The sequence below is a fragment of the Streptomyces sp. NPDC048461 genome, from assembly GCF_055587105.1.
In genome coordinates, this window is record NZ_JBVJGW010000019.1 from 31,863 (window position 1) to 46,800 (window position 14,938).

17 protein-coding genes are annotated in these 14,938 nt (G+C 75.8%); 7 read left to right on the forward strand and 10 right to left on the reverse strand.

Annotation, left to right across the window (positions count from 1 at the left end; translation table 11 throughout):
* Positions 1 to 286: 286 nt before the first annotated feature.
* The 3 genes from ACZ6S8_RS27915 to ACZ6S8_RS27925 all read right to left on the reverse strand — a co-directional run bounded on the left by ACZ6S8_RS27915 (position 287) and on the right by ACZ6S8_RS27925 (position 2,074).
* Positions 287 to 1,372 carry a hypothetical protein gene (locus tag ACZ6S8_RS27915; RefSeq protein WP_469460157.1) on the reverse strand — a complete coding sequence of 362 codons (1,086 nt, stop codon included), beginning with the start codon at positions 1,370 to 1,372 and terminating at the stop codon, positions 287 to 289.
* A complete protein-coding gene (locus ACZ6S8_RS27920; RefSeq protein ID WP_469460158.1) occupies positions 1,365 to 1,715 on the reverse strand; it encodes a PadR family transcriptional regulator in 351 nt (116 codons plus the stop codon). Before ACZ6S8_RS27920 ends, ACZ6S8_RS27915 begins: the two co-directional genes overlap by 8 nt.
* Positions 1,716 to 1,873: 158 nt before the next feature.
* Positions 1,874 to 2,074 (reverse strand): serine protease inhibitor, encoded by a 201-nt coding sequence (locus ACZ6S8_RS27925; RefSeq protein WP_469460159.1) that lies wholly within the window; start codon positions 2,072 to 2,074, stop codon positions 1,874 to 1,876.
* Between the two features lie 162 nt (positions 2,075 to 2,236).
* Between ACZ6S8_RS27925 and ACZ6S8_RS27930 the strand changes: the two genes are divergently transcribed.
* Positions 2,237 to 3,040, forward strand: a complete 804-nt coding sequence (locus ACZ6S8_RS27930) for a GNAT family N-acetyltransferase (RefSeq protein ID WP_469460160.1) — start codon at positions 2,237 to 2,239, stop codon at positions 3,038 to 3,040.
* Positions 3,041 to 3,097: 57 nt separating this feature from the next.
* Here the strand turns inward: ACZ6S8_RS27930 and ACZ6S8_RS27935 are convergent, their stop codons facing one another.
* Both ACZ6S8_RS27935 and ACZ6S8_RS27940 read right to left on the reverse strand, forming a co-directional pair.
* Positions 3,098 to 3,472: a DUF6415 family natural product biosynthesis protein gene (locus tag ACZ6S8_RS27935; protein WP_469460161.1), complete on the reverse strand. Its 375-nt coding sequence runs from the start codon at positions 3,470 to 3,472 to the stop codon at positions 3,098 to 3,100.
* Positions 3,473 to 3,723: 251 nt separating this feature from the next.
* Entirely contained in the window at positions 3,724 to 4,317 is a 594-nt protein-coding gene (locus ACZ6S8_RS27940; protein ID WP_469460162.1) for a TetR/AcrR family transcriptional regulator, read from the reverse strand.
* Positions 4,318 to 4,417: 100 nt separating this feature from the next.
* Here ACZ6S8_RS27940 and ACZ6S8_RS27945 point away from each other — a divergent pair, with 100 nt between their 5' ends.
* A complete protein-coding gene (locus ACZ6S8_RS27945; protein ID WP_469460163.1) occupies positions 4,418 to 5,206 on the forward strand; it encodes an SDR family NAD(P)-dependent oxidoreductase in 789 nt (262 codons plus the stop codon).
* A 73-nt stretch (positions 5,207 to 5,279) separates the two neighbouring features.
* Here the strand turns inward: ACZ6S8_RS27945 and ACZ6S8_RS27950 are convergent, their stop codons facing one another.
* On the reverse strand, positions 5,280 to 6,365 hold the full coding sequence (locus tag ACZ6S8_RS27950) for a CU044_5270 family protein (RefSeq protein WP_469460164.1): 1,086 nt from the start codon (positions 6,363 to 6,365) through the stop codon (positions 5,280 to 5,282).
* Positions 6,362 to 7,042, reverse strand: coding sequence for an RNA polymerase sigma factor (locus ACZ6S8_RS27955; protein WP_469460165.1), 681 nt, complete (start codon positions 7,040 to 7,042; stop codon positions 6,362 to 6,364). Before ACZ6S8_RS27955 ends, ACZ6S8_RS27950 begins: the two co-directional genes overlap by 4 nt.
* A gap of 148 nt (positions 7,043 to 7,190) precedes the next feature.
* Here ACZ6S8_RS27955 and thpR point away from each other — a divergent pair, with 148 nt between their 5' ends.
* A complete protein-coding gene (gene thpR, locus ACZ6S8_RS27960; protein ID WP_469460166.1) occupies positions 7,191 to 7,775 on the forward strand; it encodes an RNA 2',3'-cyclic phosphodiesterase in 585 nt (194 codons plus the stop codon).
* 64 nt (positions 7,776 to 7,839) lie between these two features.
* Here thpR and ACZ6S8_RS27965 read toward each other — a convergent pair whose 3' ends face one another.
* Positions 7,840 to 8,472: a hypothetical protein gene (locus ACZ6S8_RS27965; RefSeq protein ID WP_469460167.1), complete on the reverse strand. Its 633-nt coding sequence runs from the start codon at positions 8,470 to 8,472 to the stop codon at positions 7,840 to 7,842.
* A gap of 529 nt (positions 8,473 to 9,001) precedes the next feature.
* Between ACZ6S8_RS27965 and argG the strand changes: the two genes are divergently transcribed.
* Positions 9,002 to 10,447 (forward strand): argininosuccinate synthase, encoded by a 1,446-nt coding sequence (gene argG / locus ACZ6S8_RS27970; RefSeq protein ID WP_469460168.1) that lies wholly within the window; start codon positions 9,002 to 9,004, stop codon positions 10,445 to 10,447.
* 74 nt (positions 10,448 to 10,521) lie between these two features.
* Here argG and ACZ6S8_RS27975 read toward each other — a convergent pair whose 3' ends face one another.
* Positions 10,522 to 11,094, reverse strand: a complete 573-nt coding sequence (locus ACZ6S8_RS27975; RefSeq protein WP_469460169.1) for a GNAT family N-acetyltransferase — start codon at positions 11,092 to 11,094, stop codon at positions 10,522 to 10,524.
* 133 nt (positions 11,095 to 11,227) lie between these two features.
* Here ACZ6S8_RS27975 and ACZ6S8_RS27980 point away from each other — a divergent pair, with 133 nt between their 5' ends.
* Positions 11,228 to 11,728, forward strand: coding sequence for a hypothetical protein (locus ACZ6S8_RS27980; RefSeq protein ID WP_469460170.1), 501 nt, complete (start codon positions 11,228 to 11,230; stop codon positions 11,726 to 11,728).
* 247 nt (positions 11,729 to 11,975) lie between these two features.
* Positions 11,976 to 13,436 (forward strand): MFS transporter, encoded by a 1,461-nt coding sequence (locus tag ACZ6S8_RS27985; protein ID WP_469460171.1) that lies wholly within the window; start codon positions 11,976 to 11,978, stop codon positions 13,434 to 13,436.
* A 13-nt stretch (positions 13,437 to 13,449) separates the two neighbouring features.
* Here ACZ6S8_RS27985 and ACZ6S8_RS27990 read toward each other — a convergent pair whose 3' ends face one another.
* On the reverse strand, positions 13,450 to 13,953 hold the full coding sequence (locus tag ACZ6S8_RS27990; protein ID WP_469460172.1) for a hypothetical protein: 504 nt from the start codon (positions 13,951 to 13,953) through the stop codon (positions 13,450 to 13,452).
* A 163-nt stretch (positions 13,954 to 14,116) separates the two neighbouring features.
* Here ACZ6S8_RS27990 and ACZ6S8_RS27995 point away from each other — a divergent pair, with 163 nt between their 5' ends.
* Positions 14,117 to 14,824 carry an antibiotic biosynthesis monooxygenase gene (locus tag ACZ6S8_RS27995; protein ID WP_469460173.1) on the forward strand — a complete coding sequence of 236 codons (708 nt, stop codon included), beginning with the start codon at positions 14,117 to 14,119 and terminating at the stop codon, positions 14,822 to 14,824.
* Positions 14,825 to 14,938: the final 114 nt, after the last annotated feature.

The following is a 14,938-nucleotide window of genomic DNA, read 5'->3' on the forward strand; positions in this document are numbered from 1 at the left end:
GCGCACGGCGCCGCACCGGCCGCCGCGAGCGGTCGCGGGCGGTCGCGGGCGGTCGCGGAGCGGTCCGGCAGCGGCGGCCGGTGACGGCTGGGGCGGTGTTGTACGGCTGACCGCGGGCGGGTCGGCGGGCGGGGTACGTGATGCCCCGGCGGGCGGGGTGTCCGCAACGGCGCAGGGACACAGGGACACAGGGGGCTCGGCAGGTACGGCGACGGCGTCCTTCCCGCGGTCAGCCGTACGACACCGCCCCCGGCGGTCGCCCCCGGCGGGCGGCCGTTCGCGCGGGCTACCGTCCGGGGCGGCCGGGGGTGCGCCCGCGCGCGAGGCGGGTGGCGAGGAGCGCGAGGTTCACCGCGAGGGCCACGGCCGCCAGCACGGTCTGCCAGAGCGGGCCGCCGGAGGCGAGGCCGGCCACCAGGTAGACGGTGAGGAGGACGGCGAGGACGGCGTCCGGGACGGCGCCCCGCTTCCACCACGGGCGGCGGGGGGCCTCCCCCTCGGACAGGCGCAGCGCGTACAGCTCCACGGGGCCGAACTCCTCCTCGGGGGCGCGTCCGGTGGCGTCGAGGTGGCCGGCGGCCTCCGCGGTCAGTTCCGCGGCGCGCGGGCGGGGTATCGCGTGGCGCTCTTCGAGGAGCCCGGTCAGGCGGGCCGGCCAGAGGGCGCGTTCTTCGGTGGTGGGGGCGTCGGTCTCGGGTTTCACGGTGATTCCTTCGGGGTCTTCGGTCGGTGTGGCCGGGGGGCCGGACAGAGGAGGGCGAGGGGGTGTCGTCACGGTCGTTTCGTACGCCCGGAGGGCGCGCCGCACGGCAGGAACGAGTGTGACGACACCCCCCAGGCCGGGCAGGCACAGGAGCGGGGTGGGGAGGTGGCCGAGCGGCTGCGCGGGCAGGGAGGTGAGGGCCGCCGCGCCGAGGAGCGTCGCCGCGGCCACGGCCGCCCACCCCCGTGCGCGGCGCCGGCGGCTGCGGGCGGTGGCCGCGAGGCCGCCGCCGGCCAGGGCCGCGGCGATGAGTGCGGCGCCGGCCAGGCCGGCCGGAGTCACGGGCAGCATGAGGCCGTGGACCGCCCACAGGCCGGCGCCGGCCGTGAGGGCGGCCAGGCCGACCGGGGCGGCGGCGGTGCGCAGTGCCTCCCGGGGTGTCGGGCCGCCGTGGAGCCGGCGCAGGTGTTCCTCGGGCGGGAGGCGCTCGCGGGCCACGGCGGCGGCGTACTCCTCCGGCGGGCCGAAGGCGTCGTGGGGGTCCTGCGCGCTGTCCGCGCAGTGCTGCGCGACCTCGTCCAGCACCGTGTCGGCGGTGGCGGCGTCCACGGAGTGCGCGGCCAGGGCGAGTCGGAGCCGCGCGTTCCACCGGGTGGCGGGGTCATTCATGGGTCTCCTCGACGCCGGGGGGCAGGAGCCGGGCCATGGCGTCGGAGAACTGCAGCCAGCCGGCGGTCTCCTGCCGCAGCCGGGCGCGTCCGGCGTCGGTGAGCCGGTAGACCTTGCGGCCCGGCCCGCCCTCTCCCGGTTCCCACCGGGCCTCCACCGTCCCGTCGGTCTCCAGCCGGCCGAGCACCGGGTACAGCGCGCCGCCGCGGACGGTGCCGAAACCCCGTGCGGCCAGCTCCTGCACCAGTGCGTAGCCGTGCCGGTCGCCCTCGGCGAGGACGGCGGCGAGGGCGAGGGGCAGTACCCCGCGCAGCCATCCGGCCATGGGCTCCGTACCGGCCACCGACAGCCATCTCCGTTCTGCACTCCCGGAGTTCGCTACTCCGGGAACCCGACTAGTTCGTTCTCAGACTAGTGTGGGCGCGCGTCTGCTCCGCGTCAACAGCCTCCGGGGGGACGCTGGTTGGCGGGCGGGGTGCGGCGGGCGGGGTGCGGCGGGGATCAGCCGATGCGCGGAGCCCGGGTGACGCGGCCTTCGGCGTCGGTGAAGACGCGGACGCGGTCCTCCCGGAAGTCCATCGTCACCAGGGAGCCGTCCGCGACGACCGGGACCTGGGTGATGTCCGGGTGCGTGCGGCGGATCTCCGCGACCGCCTCGTCCGCCGTGCGTCCCACCAGCTCGGGCCACTGCTCTGCGGGCATGTGCTCGTCCTCCTCCGGTCCGGGTGTCCGTCTCCCCCGCCCCTACCCGTCCGGCAGGGGACAAACGGGAGCGGCCGGGCCGGATCCCGGGCCGGGGCGCACCGCCCCGGGGCCCGCCGGGGCCGGTTCGGGGGCGGTTCGGGGCCGCCGTAGGGTGGGCGGGTGACCCTGCGCAGCCTTCACGACCGATCCGCCCTGGCCGACCGCTTCGGGCGCGACCCGGCGATGCACCTGATGGAACTCGGCGACCTCGACGACCTGCTGTGGCCGCACACCAGTTGGTACACGGTGTCGGACGACGGCCCGGTCGCCCTGCTGTACGCGGTCGGCGACGTCCCGACCCTGCTCGGCTTCGCGCGCCCCGGACAGGCCGCCGGGCTGGAGGAGCTGGCCGAGGCGCTGCTGCCGGTCCTGCCCCGGAGCTTCTTCGGGCACCTCACCGGAGCGGCCGGCAAGGTGCTGGAGTCGGCGTACGCGGTCCGGCCGCACGGCACCCTGGTGCGGATGGCGCTCACCGATCCCGGCCGGGCCGCCCGGCACCCGGACGGTCCGTGGCAGCCCGCCCCGCTGGACCGGAGCGATCTGCCGGAGCTGCTGGCGCTGTTCGAGCAGGCGTACCCGGGCAACTGGTTCGACCACCGGATGCTCGACACCGGCCAGTACGTGGGCGCGCGGCAGGACGGGCGGCTCGTCGCCGTCGCGGGCGTGCACGTCTACTCGGCCGCCTACCGGGTCGCCGCGATCGGGAACGTCGCCACGCATCCCGGGGTGCGCGGGCGGGGCGCGGGCGGGGCCTGTGTCGCGGCGCTGTGCCGGCGGCTCGGGAAGAGCGTGGACCACATCGGGCTGAACGTGCGGGCGGACAACGCCACGGCCGTCGGGCTCTACCGCAGGCTCGGGTTCTCGGAGGTCACCGAGTTCGCCGAGGCCACCTTCACCGCGCTCCCCCAGGCGCCGACCGGCTGAGCGGCGCCCCGCCCCGCGACCGGGTGCGGGGCGAGTCCCGGCCGCGGGGCGGGGCGTTCACCGGGCGGGCGTCGGCCGGTCCGTGGCCAGGCCCAGGAAGAAGCGGCAGGTCCGGGCGAGTTCCTGGAGCTGCACGTACGCGGCGGGCCCGTCGTCGGGCAGTCCGTCGGCCAGGACGCGCCGGGTGTCCTCCAGGGTCGCGGTGTCCGGGCGCTGCCCGGGCCGGGCGGCCAGCGGCATGAGCAGGCCCAGGTGCCCGCTGAGCCACAGGAACCACAGGCGGCGCAGTGCGGCGGGGGGCAGGCCCTCGCTCGGTGCGAGGACGATCGTGATCGACTCGCCGATGACCGCGACGTCCAGCGGCGCCGCGGCCGCGGCGGGGTCGTCGGCGTCCCGTACGAAGAATGCGCCGGCCTTCGCGGATGCGCTCACGCGTGTCCTGTCCCTTCTCTCCACGGCTCACCGGTGGTCCCGGGGCGGTTCGCCCGCGGGGAGAAGTCTCGCGCGAATCCGCCGGCGGGAACGTGAAATGGGCCGAGGACGCACCACGGGGCATCTCGTGGGAGTAGCGTCTACCCTCCCCCTCGACCGCTTCGCCCTGCCCTCCCCCGCGCCGCGCACCCGTAGGGCGGGCCGCGCGGCGGGCCGGCGCCCGCTCGGGGGCCGGTCTGCGGGGCCGTGGTTCAGGTTCCGGGCCGCAGGCCGGCCAGCAGGACCTCCAGGGCCAGTTCCGTCGCCTCGGACAGCGGGGTGTCGTCGAGGAGCGAGGCGACCGCGAGGGTCGCCAGGCCGTGGACGGCCGAGAAGGCGACCTGTGCGAGCCGGACGGGATCGCCCGGGCGCACGTCGCCCGCCTGCTGCCCTTCCGTGATCAGCCGGGCGACGGTCAGCAGGCTCTCGTGGCCGAGGTCGCGCAGCTCCGCGCTGGGGTCGTCGGCGTGTTTGGCGGTGAACATCAGGTCCAGCAGCGCCGTGTGCCCGACCGCGAAGTCCACGTAGGCCCGGCCCAGTGCGGCCAGGCGCGCCCCGACGGGTCCGGCGGATCGGGCGGCCGTGCGCAGGCGGTCGTTGAGGGTGGTGAAGCCGCTGACGGCGAGTGCGTCCAGGAGGGCCTGGCGGTCGCGGAAGTGGCGGGCCGGCGCGGCGTGGCTCACGCCGAGTTCGCGGGCCAGGCCGCGCAGGGTCAGGCCGTCCGCCCCCGAGGCGGCGAGGACGGTCTCCGCCCGTTCCAGCAGGGCGGCCCTGAGATTTCCGTGGTGGTACGGGCCGTCGGGCACGACGGTCTCCCCTCTGCTCTGCTTCGATGTTGTCGTTGACTACAATGGTGGCGATGCCTACATTGATTATGACGCGATCCGTGGAAGTGGAGCAGCCGACATGTCGATGACCTACCGGGGCACGGTGGCCCTGATCACCGGGGCGAGCGCGGGGCTCGGCGCCGAGTTCGCCCGCCAGTGGGCCGCGCGCGGGGCCGACGTGGTGCTGGTCGCCCGGCGTCTGGACCGGCTCGAGGAGCTGGCGCGGGAGCTGGAGGAGCGGTACGGGGTCCGGGCCGTCCCGGTCGCCGCCGACCTGGCGCTGCCCGGGGCGGGGGCCGCCCTGCACGCGGAGCTCGCCGCCCGCGGGATCCGGGTCCAGACGCTGGTCAACAACGCGGGCTTCGGCAGCTACGGCCCCTTCCTGGAGCAGGATCCGGCGCAGGTCGACCGGATGATCCAGCTCAACGTGACGGCGGTGGCCGGGCTGACCCGCGCCTTCCTGCCCGACCTGGCCGCCGACGGCCGGGGGGCGCTGGTCACCCTCGCCAGCACCGCCGCCTACCAGCCCACCCCGTCGATGGCGCTCTACGGGGCGACCAAGGCCTTCGTGCTCAGCCTCACCGAGGCGATCGCCTACGAGACCCGGGGCTCCGCGCTGCGGGTGCTCGCCGTCTCCCCCGGGCCGACCGGCACCGAGTTCTTCGACGTGGTCGGCAGCCGGGACGCGGTCGTCGGCAGGATCGCCACGGCCGACCAGGTCGTCTCCGCCGCCCGCCGCGCCCTCGAACGCGGCACGACCCCGCCGAGCATGGTCGCGGGCCTCGGCAACCGGGTCTCCGCGCTGGCCTCCCGCCTCGCCCCGCGCCGTCTCGCACTGGCCGTCGCCGGCCGCGCCCTGAAGGCCTGAGCCGCGCGCGGGCCGGTTCCGGACGCCCCGGACCCCGGGCCGGCCGGGACCGGCGCGGCTCCCCGCGGGTCCGTCAGCCCCCGTTCGACGGGGTCTGCCTGATGCCGTCGACGACGGCCCTGCGGGTGATCGCGCTGGTGAAGGTGATCGTGCCGGGCGGGATCACGACCTCCGCTCCGGGGTCCGCGGTGACCTGGACGGTGCGCCGACCGAGGAAGACGTGGGTCGTCCTGTCGAAGATCCACTCCTCTCGCTGTCCGCTGTCCCCGTCCTGCCGGGCGACCCCCACACCCCGCCGGCCGAGCGCGTCCGCCACGTCCTGCACGACGACGACGCCGGGGATCTTCGCTGCGGCCCGGAACAGCGCCGGGTACAGCTGCGCGGGCGGGTAGGTCCCGCCCAGCAGGTCACCGATGGTGGTGAAGGCCTGCTGGTCGGGTGAGCGCCCCTTCCCTTTGGTCTCCCGGTAGATCTTCGCGAGCAGTTCGTCGGGGTCGGTGGTCAGCGTGTTCAGGTAGTCGTACGAAGGGGTGTTCAGGGTGGCCACCGGGGGCCGGCCGCGCTCGTCGGGCAGGCTCAGCGTCTCTCCCCCGGGGCTGGGTTCGCTCGCGGGGTCGATCAGCCAGCCCTTGGTGCCGTCGGGGGAGTTCCACATCTGGCGGCGGTGCAGCGGGTAGCCGGCCAGGGTGGTCTTGCCGTCGACCGTCTTCAGGAAGGTCTCCGAGGTCTGGGACTCGATGTAGATGTACTGGCCGGGCCTGACCGCGGGGCGAGGCCCCCCGGCCGCCGCCAGCGAGATCCGGTCCAGGAGCTCCGGTACGCCCTGGGTGGTCGCGGCGCCGACCGGAGTGGTCATGACCGGTCCGGCGGCGAGGGCGCCGGGCCCCCCGGCGGGCAGGGCCAGTACGACCACGACCGCCCCGGCCACGGCGGCAGCCGCCAGGGGCAGGGTGATCGACGGGCGCGGCAGCCGAAAGCGCCGCGTCCCGGAGGGTGTTGTCGCCTCCGTACGCTGTTCGTGCTGGATCCGGGCCATCAGACGCTCCTTGTGGAATCGGTGGCGGCCCGCGGGCAGGTCACGCGCCGTCCAGGACAGGAGCTGTGCGCTCTCGTCCGGTCCGGCCGGTCCCTGCCCGGACGTGTTCGCGTTCGCGTTCATCGGTTTCCTCCCTGCGCGGGCCGGACCACGGGTACGTGGTCACCCCTTGTCTGTCGCCCGGGACCGGCGCCTTCCCGTATTCCGCGTCCTTTCTCCGGCGCCGCACCTGCAGCGGCAGTACCGGCAGCCGCCGCGTCCAGCCCGTCCGCACCGTCCGCCGCGAGTGCGCGCAGCTTCCTGCGTGCCCGGGACAGGCGGGAGCCGACGGTGCCGACGGCGACCCCCAGCGCCCGCGCCGCGGACTCGTAGTCCAGGCCCTCACCCAGGCACAGCGCCACCACCTCGCGCTCGGTCCGGCGCAGCGAGGCGAGGGCGGTCAGGGCGCGGGCGAGGCGGCGCCGGTCGTCGACCCGCCGCACCACCTCCTCGGCGTGGTCGGGGACCGACAGCTCGGCCGCCGCGGCCGCGAGGGCCGCCGCCCGGTAGCGCCGGTTGCTCCGGTACTGGTTGCGCGCGGTGTTGGTGGCGATGCCCAGCAGCCACGGCCGCAGGGATCCGCCCTCGGGCTCGACCCGTTCGCGCAGCCGCCACGCCTCCATGAACGTCGCGGCCATCACGTCCTCGGCCGTCGACCAGTCGGCGGTCAGTCGGAAGGCGTGGTTGTAGACCGCGCGGGCATGGCTGTCGAACAGCTCCGCGAACGCGCTCGAATCCCCGGCCCGTATCCGGGTTCGCAATTGGGTGCTCACCTCCATGAGCTGTCCGGCACCGCACACTCCCTTCCCGTGACCTGCGACACACCGGGCGCACAGGCCGGCCGGGCACCGGCCCGGCCACCGGGGGCCGGAGGTGACGGGGACCGCCCGGGCAGGGTACGAAGTCCTGGTGAACGAACAGACCCCGGCCGCGACCGTCCGCGTCTTCATCGCGCTCGCCCCGCCCGACGACGCGAAGGAGGAGCTGGTGCGGGCGCTGCGCCCCGCCTACGCCGCGTACCCGCAGCTGCGGTGGAACCGCGTCGAGGACTGGCACATCACGCTGGCGTTCCTCGGCGAGCTCCCGGCGGGGGCCGTGCCGCCCCTGCGGGCGCCGCTCGCGGACCTCGCGGCGGCGAGCCGTCCCGTACGCCTCGCGCTGCGCGGCGGCGGGCACTTCGACGAGCGGGTGCTGTGGAGCGGGATCGAGGGGGACGCCGAGGGGCTGCACCTGCTCGCCGCCGGGGTGCGCGGCGTGGTCAAGGAGTGCGGGATCGCCTTCGCGGACCGGCCGCTGCGCCCCCATCTGACGCTGGCCCGGGCGCGCCGGGGCGATCCGTCCGGCGCGGTGGAGGCCGCCGCGGGGCTCGCCGCGTTCGCCGGCCGCCGGTGGGAGGCCGCGCGCCTGCACCTGGTCGGCAGCAACATCGGCCGCGGCCCGGGGCCGATCCGCTACCGCGACATCGAGGCCTGGGACTTCGGCGGCGGACACTGACGGCCCCCGCCACCCCCGGGCCGGTCCGGGCCGGGTCGGTCCGGGTCGGTCCGGGAGGCACGCTCTAGCGCATCAGGCCGGCGCGGCGGGCCGCCTCGTCCTCCGCGGCCGTGCCCGCGCGCCTGCCGGGCTTGGCGCGCAGGACGTAGCGGAAGGGGAGGCCTCCGGGAGCGGCGAGCACGCCGCCGAAGCGGGTGTCACCGGCGAACCACACCTGCTCCCGGGGGTGCTGCCGGGGCACCTCGGGTCCGTCCCACCCGTCTTCGGGCGGCGGGAAGGAGCAGTGGCTGCGGCCGTCGGGCCCCAGCAGCACGACGCGGCCCTCCGTACCCCAGCGCCTCCCCCGCCGGCGGTCGCCGTCCGCGGAGACCACCCGTACGCCCTCGGCCCGGCAGGGCCACACCTGCCAGCCATAGGTGGCGAGGGCGAGGCGTTCCCTGCGCCGGGCCCCGCGCCACAGGAGCAGCAGGCCGGCCGTCACCGCGGCAGCGGGGGCGAGCAGGGCCGCCGCGGCCGCGCCGAGGGGCGATCCGGGGCCGGCGAGGAGGAGTGCGGCCGCGAGGAGGAGGAGCTGCGCCGCGAGCCACAGCGAGCCCCGGCGCAGGCCCCGTTCCCGGCGCCGCAGGACTTCCTCCACTCCGGGGGTGTCCAGGGCCGCGCCCGGCAGGACCTGGTATCCGTACGCGTGGGCCGTCATCGCCGTGCTCCGGTTCCGGGGAGGGCCACACGTGCGGCGCGGCGGGGGTGGGGCGCCGGCGGGGCGGGCCGCGCCGGGCACCAGGAGCATACTGCCGCCCCCCGGCTCCCGGAACGGCGGGGGAATCGCCCAACGGGCCCGGTCGCGGGCCGTGTTGTACGGGCGCCGGAGTGCCGCGCCCGCGGCTGCCCGGGACCGCGCCCCGCGGCTGCCCCGGGGTGCGGCCCGGGGTCCGGCGGGCCGGCCGTCCGGCGGCGGGAGGTCTGCGGCAGCCGGATGTGCGCACCCCCGTTTGGGGCGGCGGAAACGGGAAACGCGGGTGTCAGCGGGCCGGCACGACACCCCCCCCTGTCGCAGGCCCGCCCGGTGGAGCGCCGTACGCGCACGTCCCGTCCCCCCGGGCGCGCGTACGGCCCACCCTCCCCGCCCCACCCCGCCCGCCTCCGGCGCCGCGGGGTTCTCGCATGTCCGGCCACGCGGTCACCCGACCGGTTTTGCATGAACATACGCAGTCATGCATAATCTTCCCATGTCTAAGGTCCTCACCTCCCTTCCCGCCGGCGAGCGCGTCGGCATCGCCTTCTCAGGCGGCCTCGACACCTCGGTCGCGGTCGCGTGGATGCGCGACAAGGGCGCCGTCCCGTGCACCTACACCGCCGACATCGGCCAGTACGACGAGCCCGACATCGCCTCGGTGCCCGGCCGGGCGAAGGCGTACGGCGCCGAGATCGCGCGCCTGGTCGACTGCCGCGCGGCGCTGGTGGAGGAAGGCCTGGCCGCCCTCGCCTGCGGTGCGTTCCACGTCCGCTCGGGCGGTCGCGCCTACTTCAACACCACGCCGCTCGGCCGCGCCGTCACCGGCACCCTCCTGGTGCGGGCGATGCTCGAGGACGACGTGCAGATCTGGGGCGACGGCTCGACGTTCAAGGGCAACGACATCGAGCGGTTCTACCGCTACGGGCTGCTCGCCAACCCGCACCTGCGGATCTACAAGCCCTGGCTGGACGCGGACTTCGTGACCGAGCTGGGCGGTCGCAAGGAGATGTCGGAGTGGCTCCTGGCGCACGAGCTGCCCTACCGCGACAGCACGGAGAAGGCGTACTCCACCGACGCCAACCTGTGGGGCGCCACCCACGAGGCCAAGACGCTGGAGCACCTGAACACCGGTGTGGAGACCGTGGAGCCCATCATGGGCGTGCGGTTCTGGGACCCGTCGGTCGAGATCGCCACCGAGGACGTGACGATCGGCTTCGACCAGGGCCGCCCGGTGACGATCGACGGGAAGGAGTTCTCCTCCCCCGTCGACCTGGTGATGGAGGCGAACGCCATCGGCGGCCGCCACGGCCTGGGCATGTCGGACCAGATCGAGAACCGGATCATCGAGGCCAAGAGCCGCGGCATCTACGAGGCGCCCGGCATGGCCCTGCTGCACGCGGCGTACGAGCGCCTGGTCAACGCGATCCACAACGAGGACACCCTCGCGCAGTACCACAACGAGGGCCGGCGCCTGGGCCGGCTCATGTACGAGGGCCGCTGGCTGGACCCGCAGGCGCTGATGGTCCGCGAGTCGCTGCAGCGCTGGGTCGGCGCGGCCGTCACCGGTGAGGTGACGCTGCGGCTGCGGCGCGGTGAGGACTACTCGATCCTCGACACCACGGGCCCGGCGTTCAGCTACCACCCGGACAAGCTTTCCATGGAGCGCACCGAGGACTCGGCGTTCGGCCCGGTGGACCGGATCGGCCAGCTCACCATGCGCAACCTCGACATCGCCGACTCCCGGGCCAAGCTGGAGCAGTACGCCGCGCTCGGCCTGATCGGCACCGGGCACCCCGCCATCGGCGCCGCCCAGGCGGCCGCGACCGGGCTGATCGGGACCCTGCAGGAGGGCGGCGCCGAGGCCATCGCCTCCCGCGGCGAGGTCTCGGACGAGGACGTGATGCTGGACCGCGCGGCGATGGAGTCCGGCACCGACTGACGTCTTCCCACCGGCTCCTGCGGGAAAGGGCCGGCCGGGTGCCCGCGGGCGCCCGGCCGGCCCTTTCCCGTGCGTCAGCGCAGGTCGAGCCGCATCAGGACGCGGGGGTGGCCGGCGAGCACCGAGGTGGTGTCGGCGGCGTGCGCGAACCCGGCCCGTTCGAAGTTCTTCCGGAGCCCGGCGTACGCCATGGTCAGGTCGACCCGGGCGGCGCCGTTGTCGAGGGGGTAGGCCTCGACCGCCGGTGCGCCGCCGGTGCGGGCGAAGTCGACGGCGCCGGCGATGAGGGCGTGCGAGATCCCCTTCCCGCGGTGGCCGGGGCGTACGCGGACGCACCACAGCGACCAGACCGGCAGGTCGTCGACGTGCGGGATCCTGCGGCTGCGCGCGAAGGAGGTGTCCGCGCGCGGCGCGACGGCGGCCCAGCCGACCGGCTCGTCGCCGTCGTAGGCGAGCACCCCCGGCGGGGGCCCGGTGCGGCACAGGCCGGCGACGTACTCGCCGCGGGCCGGCCCGCGGAGCTCCTGGTTGAGCGCGGAGGGGATCCGGTAGCTCAGGCACCAGCAGACGTTGGCTCCGGGCGACTTGGGGCCGAGCAGGGTGCGGACGTCCCCGAAGACCGAAGCGGGGCGAACCTCGATGGCCATGCCACCACCCTGCCACGGGCCGCGCCACCACGCCGGGGGGCGGGGGCCGCTCCGGGCCCGGGCGGCTCCGGCGGCCGCGGCCCGACGGTGTGGTTCCGCCGTTGCGGCGGGGCCGGCCCCTACGGTGGGGCGGGTGACGGAACACGCGGCGGACCCGAAGGCGGCCGCTGCCCAGCTCAAGGAACGCCTGTACGCGACGATCACCATGATCTCGGTGGTCATCGGACTGGCCGCCGGCAGCCACGTGGACGTCCTGGGCGCCGTGGCGACCGTGGCGACCGCGTCGCTGGGCCTGTGGCTCGCCGCGCTGGTCGCCGACCAGCAGGCGCACCGGGTGACGAACGGGGCCCTGGCGACGGGACGGGAGCTGCGCGCGATGCTCTTCGTCAGCAGCCCCCTGCTGCTGTCCGCGGTGGGACCGCTGGTCCTGATCGGCGTGTCGGCCCTGGGCGCGATGGGCCTGGAGACCGCCCTGCTCACCGCGGCCGGCGTCAACGTCGCCACCCTGTTCGCGTGGGGGTGCTACGGCGGGCTCCGCATGGGCGGGGGAACGGCGTTCGCCCTGCTGGCCGGTGCGATCGATGCGGCGATCGGCACGGCGGTGGCGGTGGTGAAGGCCTCCGCCGGCCACTGAACCCCGCCCCGGGCCGGACGCGGAGGACGGTCGGCGTACGCCGGTCGTCTTCGTCCGCCGGGCGCCGGGGCGGTAGGCGGCAACGACGCCGCGCAGGCACCAGAGCGAAGTGAGGCGGGGCGAGGTGAGCCCGGTCCGGGTGGTTCAGGGGAGCATGCCGGCCGGTCCGCTGCTTTTCTTGGGTTTGTGACGGAATGGTAGGTTCTGACCGTCAGTGACGTGTGAGGCTCCGCCGGGGAGTTCTGCTGTGGCATCTGTCGGGGCGTCGGCGCGCGGCGGGCTCGGCCGCGACCGTGGGGCGGCGACGCTCGCACTGCTGTCGTTCGCCATGCTGATCGTCTCGCTCGACCAGTACATCGTCGTCGTGGCGCTGCCCGACATCGCACGCGACCTGGGCTATTCCGCGCGGACGCTGCAGTCCGTGATCAGCGCCTACGCGGTGGCCTCCGCCGGGTTCCTGTTGTTCGGCGGCCGCGCAGCGGACCTCGTCGGGCGGCGCCGGGTGCTGGCCGCGGGGCTCGCCCTCTTCGCCGGGGCGGCGCTCGCGGGCGGGCTGGCCACCGGGCCCGGAACGCTCCTCGCGGCCCGGGCGTTCCAGGGGCTCGGCGGGGCGCTGGTCTTCCCCACCACACTGGCGCTCATCAACGTCACGTTCGCCGAAGGGCCGTTGCGCAACCGTGCGCTGGGGATCTGGGGCGGTGCCGGTGCGGCCGGTCTGGTGATCGGCGTACTCCTCGGGGGGCTGCTGACGCACGCGTTCGGCTGGCAGGCCGTGTTCCTGGTCAACGTCGCCCTGGCGGGTCCGGCCCTGCTGCTGACGTTCGCGCTGATCCCCCGGGATCCACCGCGCGAGGGGGGACGCACGTTCGACCTGCCCGGTGCGCTCAGCGTCACCCTCGGGGTCACGCTGGTCGTGTTCGCACTGGTCCAGGGGCCGGAACTGGGTTGGTACTCGCCCGGCACCCTCGTGAGCGCGGCGGCCGGTCTCCTGCTGCTGGGGGTGTTCGCGCTCGTCGAGCGGAGCAGCGGCGACCCGCTCGTGCCACCCCGGCTGCTCGCCAACAACAGCCTCGTGACGAGCTTCGTCATCGCGTTCATGTTCATGGCGACGTTCGGCTCGGTTCTGTACTTCCTGTCGATCCACTTCCAGGAGGTGCTCGGCTACGACGCCCTGCGGACCGGGGTCGGCTTCCTCGTCCCGACGGCGGTCGTCGTCGCGGCGTCGGCGACGGCCGGCCGGCTGGTGACGCGGTTCGGCCTCAAGGCCACGCTGCTCGGCGCGCTGGCCACCGGCGCGGTCGGCGCCGTCCTGCTGGGCCGGGCGATCTCCCCGGACGGCTCGTACGCCTCGCTGCTGCCCGGGCTCGTCGCGCTCGGCGTCGGCGACGGGATCGTGTTCACGGCCATGTTCATCGCCGCCGGGACCGGTGTGTCCGACCGCGAGCAGGGCATCGCCTCGGGGATCGCCGCCACCGGTTCGGGGATGGGTGCGGCGGTGGGGCTCGCCGTCCTGGTCCTCGTGGCGACGGCCGGCCTCGACGGCGCGACGGGAGAGCAGCTGCGCGACGGGACGGCGCGCGGCATCAGTACGGCCCTGTACGGGGTGGCGGCGGGGATCGCGGCCACCTTCGCCGCCGCCCTGTTCCTGCGCGGCGGGACGGCCGGCGCGCACCCGGCGCCCGTACCGTGCCGGGGCCGGCGCTGCTGACGGGCCGCCCGGGTCAGGTGGCCCGGCCGGGGTCCGCTCCGCGGTGCGCGCGGGCCGTGTCGGCGGCTGACAGGAGTCGGGCGAGGGCGGGGCCGCGGGGGTGCTCCCAGCGTTCGGTGCGGACGGGGAGGTCCTCGTCGTCGCCGGCCAGGAGGAGCGGGAGCAGGGACCGGAGCGCGGCCGGGGAGGCCAGCCGGTCCACGGGCAGGGGCTCGGCGAAGTCGACGCCGCCCCATTCGTCGGTCAGGGCGGCGTAGCTCCAGCCGTCGACGGAGTTCCAGAACAGCAGCATGCCGTACGGCCACTCCTGCGCGTCGAGCACGGGCGCGACGGTGACCGGGAGGCCGTCGCGCACCACCGTCGTGGGCCCGGTGCGCCGGTAGGAGAAGCCGGCCTCCAGGCGGCCCGCCTCCTCCTCCGCGGACCACTCGTCCGGCGCGTAGGCGCCGCCGGGCCCGTCCAGGGCGGCGACGGCCTCGGCGTAGGCGCGGTGCGGGAGCTCGGGCTCTGCGGGCACGGGGCGTCTCCTGGAAGGCCTGCGGGGGCGGCGGCGGGGGCGGCCTGGCGCCGTTCCCGCCCTCGGGGGCCGGGCCGGTCCCCTTGACCTCGACCGTACTTGAGGGAGCAGGCTGGGGGTGTCGTCGCGTCCTGCGGGCGCGTCCTGCGGAAGGGAACCCATCGTGAAGTCAGCCGCCGTCCGGCCCGTCACCCGCCCCGACTTCGCCCGTACCGGAGTCGGCGCCGTCAAGGCGAGCACGTGGCGGGTGGGCACTCCCGGGCGACAGCGGGCCGCCGTGGACGCCGTCGCCGCGGCCTGGGAGAACCGGGACTGGCCGGCCGAGGCCCTCCTGTCGTACACGGTGCTGGCCGGGACGGACGGCGACAGCCTCGTCCACTACTCGCAGTGGACGCACGAGGCGGCGTACGAGGAGTTCTTCCGCACCGCGCGGGAGGACCGCAACGCCGAGGTGGACGCGGCGGTGCCGGGCATCGTGCGGGTGGGCCCGGAGGGCTACCGGCCCTACCGGTCGGTGGGCGCGGCGGACACGACCCCCGGCTGCGTGGTCGTCGTCGAGGCCCGCTTCGATCCGGGCACGGCCGACGCGGCGCGCGCGTTCGTCGACCTCGTCCTCGAGGCGCAGGCCACCGACCCGGCGCCGGCGGCCGGGTTGCTCTCCGGCAACTTCCACCTCTCCGCGGACGGGACCCGCATGCTCAACTACGCCGAGTGGGAGGGCGAGCAGGACCACGTGGCGGCGCTCGCCGCGCCCGGTCCCGGCGTCGGCTCCGACACCGCGCAGTGGCGCCGGGTGCGGGACTTCCCGGCCCTGTCGTCCAACGGGTTCCACCGCTGCGTCCCGGCTCTGACGCTGGCGCCGCGGCCGTAGGGTGCGCGGCGCGCTGTTTGGGCGGCGGCAGCCGGGTCATACGCGGGGTACGGGAGACGGCGAGGAGCGGCGCGGTCCCCGCAGCGGCCCCAGCCGCGCGATGACGCCCCCCGT